This window comes from Gemmata obscuriglobus (genome assembly GCF_008065095.1).
GTDB classification, from domain to species: Bacteria; Planctomycetota; Planctomycetia; order Gemmatales; family Gemmataceae; genus Gemmata; species Gemmata obscuriglobus.
The window spans coordinates 2,487,776-2,501,356 of the sequence record NZ_CP042911.1; the positions used below are offsets into that span (position 1 = coordinate 2,487,776).

The 13,581-nt window shown below is 69.4% G+C and carries 10 protein-coding genes; 3 read left to right on the plus strand and 7 right to left on the minus strand.

From position 1 onward, the window contains the following. Positions 1-24: 24 nt before the first annotated feature. The gene (locus GobsT_RS10400) at positions 25-1,389 is read right to left on the minus strand and encodes a HEAT repeat domain-containing protein (protein WP_148087688.1); all 1,365 of its coding nucleotides are present in this window, start codon (positions 1,387-1,389) and stop codon (positions 25-27) included. A 169-nt stretch (positions 1,390-1,558) separates the two neighbouring features. Between GobsT_RS10400 and GobsT_RS10405 the strand changes: the two genes are divergently transcribed. Beyond that, on the plus strand, positions 1,559-2,320 hold the full coding sequence (locus GobsT_RS10405) for a uracil-DNA glycosylase (RefSeq protein WP_010039783.1): 762 nt from the start codon (positions 1,559-1,561) through the stop codon (positions 2,318-2,320). 30 nt (positions 2,321-2,350) lie between these two features. Here the strand turns inward: GobsT_RS10405 and GobsT_RS10410 are convergent, their stop codons facing one another. Further along, a complete protein-coding gene (locus GobsT_RS10410) occupies positions 2,351-4,837 on the minus strand; it encodes a serine/threonine protein kinase (RefSeq protein WP_010039782.1) in 2,487 nt (828 codons plus the stop codon). A gap of 159 nt (positions 4,838-4,996) precedes the next feature. Further along, positions 4,997-6,580, minus strand: a complete 1,584-nt coding sequence (locus GobsT_RS10415) for a serine/threonine-protein kinase (RefSeq protein ID WP_010039781.1) — start codon at positions 6,578-6,580, stop codon at positions 4,997-4,999. Between the two features lie 512 nt (positions 6,581-7,092). On the opposite strand from GobsT_RS10415, the gene GobsT_RS10420 reads away from it, so the two are divergent. Together GobsT_RS10420 and GobsT_RS10425 are read left to right on the plus strand one after the other, a co-directional pair. Beyond that, entirely contained in the window at positions 7,093-9,246 is a 2,154-nt protein-coding gene (locus GobsT_RS10420) for a molybdopterin-containing oxidoreductase family protein (protein ID WP_109571162.1), read from the plus strand. Between the two features lie 67 nt (positions 9,247-9,313). Further along, positions 9,314-9,955, plus strand: a complete 642-nt coding sequence (locus GobsT_RS10425) for a GNAT family N-acetyltransferase (RefSeq protein WP_010039779.1) — start codon at positions 9,314-9,316, stop codon at positions 9,953-9,955. Here GobsT_RS10425 and GobsT_RS10430 read toward each other — a convergent pair. The 4 genes from GobsT_RS10430 to GobsT_RS10445 form a co-directional block, all read right to left on the minus strand. Beyond that, complete coding sequence (locus GobsT_RS10430) at positions 9,945-10,421, minus strand: hypothetical protein (RefSeq protein ID WP_010039778.1); 477 nt, start codon at positions 10,419-10,421, stop codon at positions 9,945-9,947. The genes GobsT_RS10425 and GobsT_RS10430 overlap by 11 nt on opposite strands. 65 nt (positions 10,422-10,486) lie before the next feature. Beyond that, on the minus strand, positions 10,487-11,482 hold the full coding sequence (locus tag GobsT_RS10435) for a DUF1559 domain-containing protein (RefSeq protein WP_010039777.1): 996 nt from the start codon (positions 11,480-11,482) through the stop codon (positions 10,487-10,489). 179 nt (positions 11,483-11,661) lie between these two features. Beyond that, the gene (locus tag GobsT_RS10440; protein ID WP_010039776.1) at positions 11,662-12,393 is read right to left on the minus strand and encodes a DUF4058 family protein; all 732 of its coding nucleotides are present in this window, start codon (positions 12,391-12,393) and stop codon (positions 11,662-11,664) included. A gap of 23 nt (positions 12,394-12,416) precedes the next feature. Then, positions 12,417-13,577 carry a cystathionine gamma-synthase gene (locus GobsT_RS10445; protein WP_010039775.1) on the minus strand — a complete coding sequence of 387 codons (1,161 nt, stop codon included), beginning with the start codon at positions 13,575-13,577 and terminating at the stop codon, positions 12,417-12,419. Between the last annotated feature and the right edge of the window lie 4 nt (positions 13,578-13,581).

A 13,581-nucleotide genomic window follows, 5' to 3' on the forward strand; every position in this document is an offset into this window, starting at 1 on the left:
CGTTCGGGTTTCAGCCCCTACACCCTACTTCTTCGGCGGGTCCGGCTGGAAGGTCGTTGTGCCTTTCGCTTCCTCAATGCTCTTGATGGCCTTCTCGACCAGTGTGATCAGCGCCTCGTTGTTCTTCTTGTTCTGAAGCTCCTCGGCGGTGAGCTTTTCGGCCGGCTTCGACCCGCCGATCTTCTCGCCCTCTTTCTTGGTTTCGGTGACGAATTTGCGCAGCTCCGGGAGGGCGCCTTTCGCCCCGCCGCCCATCGCCTCCAGCACCTGCACGGCCGCGATCGTGAGTTGCAGCGGCTGGTCCTTTTCCCGCAGGAGCCCCGCCACCGCCTCGAGCTTCCGCGCGCCGGCCTCGCCCATGATCGCGATCGCCTGGAGCGCCTGCACCCGCACCCCAACGTCCGGGTTGGTGAGGTGCTTGGCGAACGCCTCCAGGTTCTCATCGTTGACCTCTTTCGGGTCGAACCGCATCAGCACCAGCCGCGCCCAGATCTCGACCTGACGGTCCTTCTCCAACCCGACCACCTTGTGCTTCGGGTCGCCGACCCGGGCCTTCATGGACTTGATGATGACCCCCGCCGACTCCGTTTTGATGGCGGGGGGCGTTTTGTCGCCCGGCTTCTTCACCTCCGCCCACGGCGGCCCGAGGTACAGGAGCGACTGAAGGGCTTCCATGCGGACCGCGGCGCTCTCGTCCCGGGCGAGCCGGTCGGCGAGGGCGGTGAGAGCCTTCATGTTCGGGCCGGTCGATTCGTTGCCGCCGACCCGGCCCAACGAGTGCGCGATCACCCGGCGGGTTTCGTAGGACACGTCGGTCATCGCGGTGCCGGTGAGAGCCGTGACGGCGGGCTCGCCTTTGTACCCGAACCGCGTGACCGTCTGCACCGCCTGATACCGCGACGGGCCGCCGCTCTGCGCGGTGTCGATGATCTGAGCCAGGATGCGGATCGCTTCCTTGTTGTCCGCCTCCGAATCGAACGCGATCTCGCCGACCGCCCCCCACACCGCGAACCGCACCCCCGGGTCCTTTTCGGCCACCATGCGCCGGAGCAACAGCTTGCTGACCTCCCCCTTCTGCGCGGGCGGGCCGAACCCGGGCAGCATCTTGGCCGCGAACTCGCGGGCCGTCGGGTCCGGGTCCTCCATGTCCTTCATCACGGCTTTGATGTCTTTGCCGTTGATCTCGGTCGGCCACCGCGGTTCGGGCGCCTTGGTCGGCTCCTTCTTCTCCGGCTCTTTTTTCTCGGGCTCCTTCTTGTCCGGCTCCTTGGGCGGTTGCGCGGCGGCGAGCGCGCCGAACATGAGGGCCGCGAGCAAAGCCAGCGCGGCGCGAGAGGCGCCCCTGGCCCCTGGGGCGGGGCGGGAGCGGGACGGTGGGAGGGGGTGCATAACGGGACCTCGGTTGGCTCTTCCCCAGAGCGGCGTACCGATCAGCATACCCGCGCCGCCGGCGCGGCCGCAACGCCTACTCGGCGCCCGGTCGCGCCCGGGTGCCTGACATTGCTGGCCGGCGGGCGCTTCCGATACTGTTGGAGTGGAGCACACGCGAGGAGGGGCGATGTCCGACGGGCCGATCGATTTGGTTCAGCAACTGCGGGCGCACCTGCACTCGCTCGGTGCCGCCGGCGTGCTGTTCGCGCCCCGCGGCGAGCCGCTCGTCATCGCCCGCCCGGCCCCGCGCGCGGAAGTCGTTCCGGCGGAAGAGGTAGCGCCGGCCGAAGACCCGCTGGAGACGCGCCGCCGTGCGCTCGCCACGCTCGCGGCCGAGGTGAGCAACTGTGACAAGTGCAGCGAGCTGTTCTCCACCCGGCTGCGGGCCGTGTTCGGCACCGGGCCGCTCGACCCGGAGGTGGCTTTTGTGGGCGAGGCCCCCGGTTACGAAGAAGACGCGCAGGGCGAGCCCTTTGTCGGTAAGGGCGGGCAACTGCTGCGGCGCATCATCGCTGCGTGCCAGTTGCCGTCGGCGCAGGAGTACCTGCTCAACATCATCAAGTGCCGGCCGCCGCGGACCCGCCCCCCGACGATGGCCGAGTGCGGCAACTGTCGCGACATCTTCCGCCGGCAGTTCGAACTCGTGCGGCCGAAGTACCTCGTCGCACTGGGGCTTACGGCGTCGCGGCTGCTCAGCGGCAAGGTCAGCGCGACCGCGCTCGGCGCGCTCCGCGGCCAGGTTCACCAGTACCGCGGGGTTCCGCTGATCTGCACGCACCACCCGAACGACATTGATGCGGACGGGACCGGGAGGCTGAAACGCGAGACCTGGGACGACATGAAGTTGTTGCTGCGCACAATGGGCCGCGACGTGCCTGCCGCGAAGTGACACCGATTTCCAGATCGGTGTTTGTGCGGATCAGTTCGCGCCGACGCGGCTTCCTTCGGCGGTCGGTGGGTTCACCGGGAACCGGAGGAACGCGGCGTCGTCGTTCGGGTTCGGGTCCGGTAACCGCGGGGCCTCGATCTTTGTCGCGGCAAGCGCGGTGCCCGGGCCGCACGACGGGTCGCAAAGGTTGTTCGCCGCGGCCAACCCCGGAACCGCCGCCGGGGCCTTCAACAGTTCGTCGGTCTTCGCGAAGTAGTTTAGCGCGATCTTGTAGGTGTGCCCGGTGCCGAGTTCATTCGCCGGGCCGTCGAAGTGGAACCCGATCGGCATCTGGTAGAACGTGTTGTTGGTGAACGTGCAGCGCATCGGGCGCCCGCCCGGACGGGCGAGCGACACTCCGGCGGCCGTCAGGTGGTAGAACCGGCAGTTCGACACCTCGAAATCGATCGCGGGACCGTCGAACAGCACCCCGGACCGTCCCGGCCCCTCGAACCGACAGTTCCGGACGGTGACGAACTTGTTGTCCAGGCCGCCCGTGGCGAGGGAGAGCAGGCCGGTCTCGCCCGTCGCGGGGAGGGCGACCCGTAACCGGTCCAGCACCACCGGGCGGTCGCGGTCGCCCGCAACGTTCCACAGGTGGACGCCGGTCTTGACCACGTTCCGCACGGTCACGTTATCGAGTAGCGTGCCGGGGGCGTTCCCGCTCAACTGGACCCCGATCTCGGCTTGGCCCTTTCCGTCGAACTCGAGGTTGCGCAGCCTCAGCCCCTCCGCCCCGCCCGTGTCGAACATCAGCCCGCCTTTCGCGAGGGGCTCGATCACCGCGAGCCGACCGTCCGGCAGGCCGGATTCGATGGTCACGTCCTTGTGCTTGTGCTTGTCGAGCCGAATGGTCGGTTCGCTGAGCCGGGGCTCGGTGATGACGATGGTGTCGCCCGGGCCGACTTTGGCGATCGCCTCGCGGAGCGACCCGACCGCGTTCTCGCCCCCGCCCTTCGAAACAATGACGCGGCGGCTCGTGGGGGGAGGGGGCGACGGGGCGGTCGAGGCCGTCTTGCCGGCGAAGAACGCGAAGTACGCGCCGGCGCCGGCCGCGGCGACCACCAGGACGGCGGCGACCAGCAGCACAACCGCCTTGACCACGCCGCCGCCGCCCCGACGCGAGGGCGGCGGCGTGCGCGTGCGGACGCGCGACGGGCGTTCCTCCTCATCCTCGGGCGGTAGCGGCAGCGCCTCCGGGCGCGCCGCGCCCTTGTCTTTGTCACCGGTATCGAGGTTCGCCCACACGGCCGGCGTACCTGCGGCCGCGGGGGGCGGCGTAGCGCCGGCGGTGACGACCGTTGCGGCGGTCGAGAGCGTGTGCGGGCGGGCGTGCCCGGTGGCGGTCGCGGTTCCGGACACCAGTGAGGGCGGCCCCGACCCGCGACCGCTGCCGATCACCGCCGGGGACAGCACCGGCATCTCGCGCTCGGCCGGCGGCGGGATCGGCGTCGCCACCCACTCCGCCAGCGCCGCCGTGACTTCGGCGGGGATCTGGTACCGCCGGGCCGGGTCCTTCGCCATCATCTTCTCGATCACGGCGACCAGCTCGTTGGGCAACTCGGCCCGGAGCGCCTTGATCGCCCGCGGGACGCGCGTCTGGTGCCAGATCAGCTTCTGCGCGACCGACCCTTCGGGGAACGGCGGGGTGCCGCCGAGCAGGTAGTAGAACGTCGCCCCCAGCGAGTAGATGTCGGCCCGGATGTCCACCGTGTGGCTGTCCATCGCCTGCTCGGGGGCGAGGTAGTCCGCGGTGCCGAGCACGTTTTCGTCGTTCTGGCGGGTCAGGTTGTCTTCGGTGTCGTGCGTCAGCCGGGCCAGCCCCAGGTCCAGCAGCTTCACCACGCCCGACCGGTCCACGAGGATGTTGCCGGGCTTGACGTCGCGGTGGATCAGCCCCATCTCGTGGGCGTGCTGGAGGCCCACGGCGGCGCCGTAAATGTAGTGGCACGCGCGGGTGATGTCGAGCGGCCCGAACTTCTTGACGAGGTCCTGCAGGTTCACCCCGTCCACCCACTCCATGACGAGGAAGTGCAGGTTGTCGTCCTGATCGATGTCGTAGGCGCGGACGACGTTCGGGTGGTCCACCGCGGCGGCGGCCTTCGCCTCCCGGTAGAACCGGTCGAGGCTGGCGCGGTCCTCGGCCCGCGGGAGCGGGAGCACCTTCACCGCGACCCGGCGGCGCATGAGCTTGTGCTCGCACAGGAACACCGTCCCCATGCCGCCGCTGCCGAGCTTCTCCAGCACCTTGTACTTGCCCAGGTTGAACCGCTTGTACTTGCCCTGGAGCAGTTGCTCGGCCTGGAAGTACGTGAGCACGCCGTCGCGGACGAGCAGTTGGGCCAGCTTGGTCGGGTCGGCGGGGAGCCCCCCGGCGTCGCGCAGCTTCTGGACGTGGTTCCGGAGCTTGGCCTCGTCGACGAGGTTGCTCTTCCGGACCAGTTCCAGCATCTCGTCCGCGGTCGTGGGGGCGGGCATGGAGATCTCCGCTGCGCGACGGGCGGGTCGCATGGCGTTCCGGCGCCCGGTGCGAACCGGCGCGCGGCCGGCCGCAAGTATAGTGTACGGCAGAACTCAGGGGTTGTGGATTCCCGAGTTCGGAGGCGCACGCCCGGAGGCGTGACGGGGGAGGTGGGGTTACACGGGACGCGCGGCGGTGGGCGGGCGGCCCGAGCCCTTCGACCCCTTGCCGATCTGGTACGCCACAACGAGCCCGCCGACGAACACCCCGGCTAGGAGCAGGGCCAGGGCCACAACCAACCACGTCCGGCCCTTTCCGGTGACCAAGGGCAGAGGCCCGACGGGCGCCGGGCGCGTCCGGGCCGCACCGGCGCCCGCTTTCGCCCGGGGCGGGATCGGTGTCGTCGGAGACGCGGCGGCCCGCCCGGTCGAAACCGGGCCGTTGACCGGCGTGTCGGGCCCCGACTTGTACTTGGGGGCGGCCGCGGCCGACGGGGGCGCGATCGGGAACGCCGCGGCGCTCGTGCCGTCGCCGGGCCGCACCCGGGGGATGTCGATGGAGCTGCCGCCCGTCCGGGCGAACACCCCGCGCCCGGGGCCGAACAGCGCCCGGGCCAGCGGCAGGTTCGCCCCGGTCCCGGACGTGCTCGGGGGGGCCGCCAGCGCGCGCACCTGCGGGCACAGGACCGGCATCTCGCGCTCCGGCGGCGGGCCGATCGGCGCCTCCGCCCACTCGGCCAGCGCCTCGGCCACCTCGATCGGCTCCTGGTACCGCTCCGCCGGGTCCTTCGCCATCATCTTCCGCAGGACCGCGAGGACGCCGGCGGGCACGTCGCTGCGGAACTCCTCGACCGGCCTCGGCTCGCGCGTCTGGTGGGCCACCAGCTTCGCGGCGATGGTGCCGTCCGGGAACGGGGTCTGGCCGGTGAGCAGGAAGTACAGCGTGCCGCCCAGGGAGTAGATGTCCGCCCGCACGTCCACGACGTTGGTCACCGCCTGCTCCGGCGCCAGGTAGTCGGCGGTGCCGAGCACGCACTTCTCGTCGTACTTCTCGGTGACGCTGTCCTGCTGCTTGTTGAAGAACCGCGCCAGCCCCATGTCGAGCACCTTGATGACGCCGGTGCGGTCGAGGAGCAGGTTCCCGGGCTTGATGTCGCGGTGGACCATGCCGAGTTCGTGCGCGTGCTGCATCCCGACCGCCGCCTGCGCGACGTAGTGGGCGGCCCGCAGCGGGTCGAACGGCCGCTTGTCCATCGCGTACCGGGCGGCGATCTCCTGGAGGCTGGCCCCGTCCACGTACTCCATGACCAGGAAGTGGAGCTTCTCGTACTGGTCGATGTCGTAGGCGCGGACGATGTTCGGGTGGTCCAGCGCCGCAACGGCCCGGGCCTCGCGGTAGAACCGGTCCAGGTTGGAGGGGTCGTCGAGCTTCTCGACCGGCAGCACCTTGAGCGCCACCAGCCGCCGCATGAGGGTGTGCTCGCACAGGTACACGGCGCCCATGCCGCCGGCCCCGATCAGCTCGAGGAGCCGGTACTTCGAGCCGATGGTGAACCGCTTGTACCGCCCGAGCTTGAGCTGTTTGGCCTGGAAGAAGGTGAGCAGCCCGTTGTGGACCAGCACGCCGGCGGCCTGGTCCACGGTCGGGGGGGTGCCGGTGGCGCGGTACCGTCCGAGCAACTCGTCGAGCTTCTTGTCCGGAACCAGCCCGCCCTTGCGGACCAACTCCAGAAAGTCAGGGACGGTGGCGGGAGCCGGCATTGGTGCTGTCCTTCGGCCCGGAGAGCGGGCGCCACGAGCACGCCCGATGGGGTCATGCGAACTAATCTGCTCAGCCCGGTTGCGCTGAGCAAGGGAGCAGTTCTGTTTTTAACACGAATTCCGCCGTGGCCAAAGTTCCGGCCGTCGCGACCGAAGCGGTCGTGCCGATTGAGTCGAACGCGCCCGTGCGGTGCTCCAGCTATCATACCCGGTCGGCCGGTTGCGGACGTAATTCGCTGTGCCGCACCGCGCCGCTCTTCGTCGGTACCGCGCTTGCCTGCGGTTAGCATTGAAGGGCGCTGTGCTATGCGCTCCGGTGCGACCGGTTGGTACGGGTGGGGCGGCCGTGGTCGCACGCGCGAGCCTTTTCCGCCCGCAGACCGTCGCCCTGCCGCCGCTCATCTCGGTGTGGGTAGGCGCCGGTTCACGGGACGGCTAGAGTAAAATCCTCATCCGCCGTACCGGCCTCCGAGCCCATCGGTCGCTGGCGCGCCAACACAGGAACCCGGTTCATGAGCGCCCGGCGTGCCCTCGATCAGGTCCGCACCGTGAAGGCCGTTTGCCCGCACGACTGCCCGGACACCTGCGGGATGGTCGTCACCGTGGACACCGCCACCGGCCGCGCGGTCGAGCTGCGCGGCGACAAGGAGCACCCGTTCACCCGCGGCGCGCTGTGTCAGAAGGTGTCGAACTACCTCGAACGGGTGTACCACCCGGACCGGCTCCTGCACCCGATGAAGCGCGTCGGGAAAAAGGGCGAGGGGAAGTTCACGCGCACCTCCTGGGACGAGGCGATCGCGACCATCGCCGCGAAGTTCAAGGAGATCGCGGCGTCCGCAGACGGCCCGCAAGCGATCCTGCCGTACAGCTACGCCGGCACGATGGGCAAGCTGATGTACGCGAGCCTGGACCGGCGGTTCTTCAACCGGCTCGGGGCCAGCCTGCTCGACCGCACCATCTGCGCCACCGCCGGCGCGGCCGGGTGCGACGTGACGCTCGGCACCCGGGCGGTGACCGACCCGGAAGCGGCGGTCAACGCCCGGTACATCGTGAACTGGGGCTCGAACACGCTGGTCACCAACCTGCACTTCTGGAAGGTGCAACTGGCGGCCCGCAAGCTCGGCGCGAAGATCGTCACCATCGACCCGTACCGCTCGCCGACCGCGGCGAAGTCCGACCAGTGGATCGCGGTCCGGCCCGGGACCGACGGGGCGCTCGCGCTCGGGGTGATGCACGTCATCTTCCGCGAGAACTGGCAGGACGACGACTACCTGAGCCGCTACTGCGTCGGCGCGGCCGAGCTGCGCGAGCGGGTGCTCCGCGAGTACGCCCCCGAGCGGGTGTCGCACATCACCGGCCTGCCGGTGCCGGAGATCGAGACGTTCGCGCGCGAGTACGCCCGGGCGCGGGAGCTGTTCGGCGGCCCGGCCCTGATCCGGGTGAACTACGGGTTGCAGCGGCACGGCGGCGGCGGAATGGCCGTCCGCACCATCGTGTGTCTGCCTGCGCTGACGGGCGACTGGCGCCACCCGGGCGCCGGCGCGCTGCTCAGCACCAGCAAGGCGTACCCGTTCGACGACCACTACCTGACGCGCCCCGATCTGGTCCCCAAGGGCACGCGCACCATCAACATGGTGAACCTCGCGGAGGCCCTTCACGGAGAACTACCCGTTCCGTCCGCGGGCGGGGAGAAGTGGCCGCCGGTGCGCGCGCTGTACGTGTACAACTCCAACCCGGCGGCGGTGAACCCGGACCAGTCGCGGGTGCTCTCGGGGCTGGCCCGCGAGGACCTGTTCACGGTCGTTCACGACCAGTTCCAGACGGACACCGCGGACTACGCCGACATCGTGCTGCCCGCGACCACGCAGTTGGAGCACTTCGACATCCACAGCAGCTACGGGCACCTGTACGTTCAGGCCAACAACGCCGCGATCGCCCCGCTGGGCGAGGCGAAGCCGAACACCGAGGTGTTCCGGCTCCTGGCCCGGGCGATGGGGTTCGAGCCCGAGCTGTTCGAGGAGAGCGACGAGGCGATCGCCGCGCGGAGCCTGCGCGCGCCGCCGGCCCCGGGCGTGGCGGGGGTGAGTGCCGCACTTGAGGGTATCACCCTCGACGCCACAAAGGCCGGCCCGGTGCGCCTGAACGTGCCCCGGAACTGGGCGCCGTTCGCGGAGGGCAACTTCCCGACGCCGTCGGGCAAGTGCGAACTGTACTCCGAGCGCGAGGCGCGGGCCGGAAGGGACCCGCTCCCACACTACGCCCCGCCGCACGAGGACCCGCAAACGAGGCCCGAACTTGCGGCCCGGTACCCGCTGCAACTGCTCACCCCGCCGGCCCCGTCGTTCCTCAACTCCACGTTCGTGAACGTGGACACGCTGCGCAAGTCGGCCGGGGAGCGCACGCTCGAAATGAACCCCGCCGACGCTGCGAAGCGGGGCATCGTGGACGGTCAGATGGTCCGGGTGTTCAACGACCGGGGCCGGTTCCGGGCGCGGGCGGTGGTGGGCGAGAGCGTGAAGCCGGGGGTGGTGGTGTCGCTGGGGCTGTGGTGGCGCAAGTTCACCGACGACGGCGCGAACTGCAACACGACGACCAGCACCGCGACCACGGACTTCGGCGGCGGTGCCACGTTCTTCGACAACCTGGTGGAAGTGACAGCGCTCTAACCGCGGCGCTGTCGCGCGTGGCCGCGCGAGCGGGGATCTGTGATCGTTTTCCGTTGCCCGGAACCATATGAGTCGTCCACCCGCCGTCGATCAACTCACCCGGCGCGACGAGCGGACCGCGGTGGCGACCCTGAGCGCCGCGTTTGCCGATTACGTCCTGCTCACAGCACTGTGCCCCGATCCGGAGCGGCGGCGGCGGGTGGCGTGGACGTACTCGCGGCTGCTGTTCCGGATGGCTGCGGTCGAAGGCGGGGCGTTCGCCACCGCCGACCGCGCCGCGGTGGTGTGCGCGCTCCCGCCGCGGCGTGAGTGGCCGACGCCGTGGGCGTTCGTCTGTTGCGGAGCCGTCTCCCTGGGAGTGCATTTGCGCCCCCGGGCGGCCCTGCAAATGATCCGGATCGGGGTCGCGTTCGATGAGGCCCGCGAACGGCACCTGGGCGCCCGCCCGCACTGGTACGTTCACCTGCTCGGCGTGCGCCCCGGCGCACAGGGCCGGGGGCTGGCACGTGCCGTCCTGGCACCGGTCTTCGCCGCCGCGGATCGCAGCGGCGTCCCGGTGTACCTCGAAACGATGCCCGAGGCGAACGTTCCGATTTACCAGAAGCTGGGCTTCGCGCTGGTCGGGCTGCGCGAACTGCCGGGCGGGTTACCGAACCACGAACTCGTTCGCGAGCCGGCGCCCGGCGTGAGACGGAGTGTTACGGGCTGACGAGCGGTCCACCGACCTGTTTGGGCTTCGCGGTCGCGGCGCCCGCCGGCACGTCGATGTCCTTGGTGCTGGACGAAGCGGGCAGGTCCGCTTGCACCTCGTACCGCGGGAACAGCGACTTGATGAGCACTTCGCCCGACGTGTCCGACTTGTCCACCTTGTCCGGCTTGGCGTTCGGGTCGAACGCCTCGATCGAGATCACCACCGCCCCGGCGGGCGCCCCGTGCCCGCCGGCGGACGCCGTGTCGAACTTGCCGTCCTTGATGTCCGCGTACCCGCTCGGGCCGCTGCCGCCCTTGGTCGCGTCGGGCGTGAAGTAGATCTTCCCGACCGGGACGGGCTGGCCCTTGAAGGTCACCGTGCCGGACACGCGGTGCGTGCCGTCGCCCCCGCACCCGACCGCCAGGGCACAAGCGACCGCCGCCACCGCGCCGCCGGCGGCGCGAACGAACCTCGATCCGACCATGTGAGCCGATCTCCGGGAGAGTGAAAGGAGAGGGGCCGCCCCGCGGGGCGGCCGGACCGGGGCGGTCAGTTGAGCGAGGCCACCTCGCCGGAACTGATCGTGGCGAGCGCCTTCAGCAGGTTCAGGTCGGTATTCTGGTTGATGAAGCGGACGCTCCCGTCGCCCATCGCGAAGTTGGCCCCGCCCGTGTGCTGACTCCCGAAGCTGATGTCGTTGAAGTTGTTGCTGCCGTTGTACACGGTCGAGTTGATCGCGTTGGTCACGTTCTTGCACGACCCGCTCCCGCCGTTGTTCCCGCGGGTCCAACTGCGGTACTGGTGGTACGTCAGGTTGCCCGGCATGTTGACCGAAATCTCGCCCACCATCAGCGTGTTCGAGGTGCCGTCGGTCACGCTGGTCAGTTTGACGGTTCGGTTGGTGGTTACGCTCCCAGATGTGTTCTGGAAGTGGCACAACATTCCCACAGTCGAGTACGCTCCGTTGCTCCCGCCTTGGCCGAACGGGAAGCTCACTGTGGTGCCGTTGTACACGAAGTTCGCCGGGTTCAGGTTCGACGGGTAGCCCGGCCCCATGACGCCGTAGTAGTGTGTCGTGACCGCGGTGGTCAGGTTCCCGTTGGGGTCGAGGTGCCGCTTGGGGTCGGGGCCGGATGGGCAGAAGTACGTTGGGACCACGTTCGCGGCGAGCAGGCCGTTGGCTGTGGAGTTGTATGCTTCTGCAAAGTTGTATCTGTTGTACAGGTTGCCCTGCTCGACCTGGGGTAGGATGTACACGAGCCAGCTCGTGCCCTTGATCGTGGCGGTGTTCCCGGCCGGGTTCGGCTTCGGGTACACGTCGAACTCGGCGCCGGGAGGCAGCGACCCGGCGGCGTCGTGGTACGTGTGCAGCGCGAGCCCGAGCTGTTTGAGGTTGTTTTGGCACTTCATGCGTGAGGCCGCTTCGCGCACCTTTTGCACGGCGGGCAGCAGCAGCCCGATGAGAATCGCGATGATCGCGATCACCACCAGCAGTTCAATGAGCGTGAACCCGCGGGCCCGCGGGCGGGAGAGTGGGAGAGACATTGACCGGCTCCAACAAAACCAGAGAAGAAGCGGGGGAGAGAATTCGACCCTTCCTTGATACTCTCCACGCGACACACGCCGCAACATTATTTTTGTTACGGCGAACAGTTCTTATTATTCCGGCGTTCTTGGAGGCCGGCAGTTGGGGCGGAGGTGGAATTGTTTGACCGGAGGCGCACCTACAGGCCGGTGGCGTCGATGGCCGCGGTGTAGGTGGTTTCGAGGTCGAGCACGATCACCGGCCCGCCGCGCAGCCCGAGCGGCACCGCGGGGACCGGCCGGCCGACGGCCGCGGCGTAGGGCCACACTTCGATCTCGTTGGCCCCGGTTTCCCGTCGGTGAACGGGGCGGTACCCCGAGACGTAGGTCGGCGTGTCGGACATGAACTGGGCCGGCTGCCCGCCGAGCGCCGCGAGCAGGGCGTTGTGGAGGTTGGCGTGCCGCTCGGTTACGACATCAATGATGACGACGCCCACACCGCGGCGCAGGTACGCGATGCATTTCGCCACAAATGCCGCACACGCCGCTCCGCGGTCCTTGTTGCGCGGGCTGACCAGTTCGATAACGCCCACCAACGGCCGCCCGGCCCGTCGCTCGCGGATCTCGACTTCGTGCTCGTCGGGGAAGATGGCCGACAGCGTTACCACTGCCCGAGGGGCCGAGGCCAGCGCGGTAAGCGTTCCGCTACTCCCGTTCAATCCGTGAGACGGATCCGGCGGGTCGTCGAGGCGGCACTCGGATACGTCCACCTCGACTTGCGGCCCCATTCGCACCTCGCTGACCGCCTGAAACTGATCGCGGGGTAGCGTCGTGTTCAAAAAACGCACGAGCGAAATCGCCCACGCTTGGGACATCGTCGTCCACGGGAGCCGGCGCCGGTCGGGCGAATGAAAATGGTCGAGTAACGGCACGGCGTTCCTCCAATCGCGGCATTTTACCCGGCCGCGAGGGCGCGTTCGAGGTCGGAGCGGAGGTCGGCCACATCCTCAATGCCGACGCTCAGCCGGATGAGGCCGTCGTCCACCCCGCGGGCCTCGCGCACCTCCTTGGGGATGCTCGCGTGGGTCATCGTGGTCGGGTGGCACACCAGCGACTCCACCCCGCCGAGGCTCTCGGCGAGGCTAAACAGTTTCGTGCGGGTCAGGAACGACTTGGCGGCCGGGATGCCGCCGCGCAGCTTCAGCGAGATCATCCCACCGAAACCCCGCATCTGCTTCGCGGCGGTGCCCCCGCCCGGGTGCCCGCGGAGCCCCGGGTAGTACACGTCCGCGACCGCGGGGTGCGACGCGAGCCAGTGTGCCAATTCCATCGCGTTCGCGCAGTGCCGGTCCATGCGTACCGCCAGCGTCTTCAGCCCGCGGAGCACGAGGTACGAGTCGAACGGCCCCGGCACCCCGCCGGCGGCGTTCTGGTAGAACTTGATCGGGTCGAGCAGTTCCTTCGCGCCCACCACGCACCCGCCGACCACGTCCGAGTGTCCGCCCAGGTACTTGGTGGTGCTGTGGACCACGAGGTCGGCGCCGAGCTTCAACGGCTGTTGGAGGTACGGCGACGCGAACGTGTTGTCGACCGCCAGCTTCGCCCCGTGCTTGTGGGCCAGTTCCGCGAGCGCGGCGATGTCGAGGATCTGCAACAGGGGGTTGGTCGGCGTCTCGATCCAGACCAGCTTCGTCTTCGGGGTGATGAGTTGCTCGAAGCCCGCGGCGGACGAGTCGTCGGTGTATTTGGCGACGAGCCCCCAGGGCTTGAACACCTTGTCGAGCAGCCGGAACGTCCCGCCGTACAGGTCCGCGGACGCGACCACCTCGTCGCCCGGGCGGAGCAGCGCGCCGAACACCGCGGTGGTGGCGGCCAGCCCCGACGCGAACGCCAGCCCGCGCTCGCCCTCCTCGAGCGCCGCCAGAGCGGTTTCGAGTGCGGCGCGGGTGGGGTTCCCGCTGCGGCTGTACTCGTACCCCTTGTGCTGCCCCGGGGCGGCCTGGGTGTAGGTGCTGGTGGCGTAGATCGGCACGACGGTGGCACCGGTCGCGGGGTCCGCGTCCTGGCCGGCGTGGATCGCCCGGGTGCTGAAGCCGTGCGCGTGGTCGGTTGACATGACG

What these genes read in the sequence shown, in the direction of transcription:
- GobsT_RS10400 (WP_148087688.1), bottom strand. Translation starts at nt 1,389, where the DNA reads ATGCACCCCCTCCCACCGTCCCGCTCCCGCCCCGCCCCAGGGGCCAGG.
- GobsT_RS10405 (WP_010039783.1), top strand. Translation starts at nt 1,559, where the DNA reads ATGTCCGACGGGCCGATCGATTTGGTTCAGCAACTGCGGGCGCACCTG.
- GobsT_RS10410 (WP_010039782.1), bottom strand. Translation starts at nt 4,837, where the DNA reads ATGCCCGCCCCCACGACCGCGGACGAGATGCTGGAACTGGTCCGGAAG.
- GobsT_RS10415 (WP_010039781.1), bottom strand. Translation starts at nt 6,580, where the DNA reads ATGCCGGCTCCCGCCACCGTCCCTGACTTTCTGGAGTTGGTCCGCAAG.
- GobsT_RS10420 (WP_109571162.1), top strand. Translation starts at nt 7,093, where the DNA reads ATGAGCGCCCGGCGTGCCCTCGATCAGGTCCGCACCGTGAAGGCCGTT.
- GobsT_RS10425 (WP_010039779.1), top strand. Translation starts at nt 9,314, where the DNA reads ATGAGTCGTCCACCCGCCGTCGATCAACTCACCCGGCGCGACGAGCGG.
- GobsT_RS10430 (WP_010039778.1), bottom strand. Translation starts at nt 10,421, where the DNA reads ATGGTCGGATCGAGGTTCGTTCGCGCCGCCGGCGGCGCGGTGGCGGCG.
- GobsT_RS10435 (WP_010039777.1), bottom strand. Translation starts at nt 11,482, where the DNA reads ATGTCTCTCCCACTCTCCCGCCCGCGGGCCCGCGGGTTCACGCTCATT.
- GobsT_RS10445 (WP_010039775.1), bottom strand. Translation starts at nt 13,577, where the DNA reads ATGTCAACCGACCACGCGCACGGCTTCAGCACCCGGGCGATCCACGCC.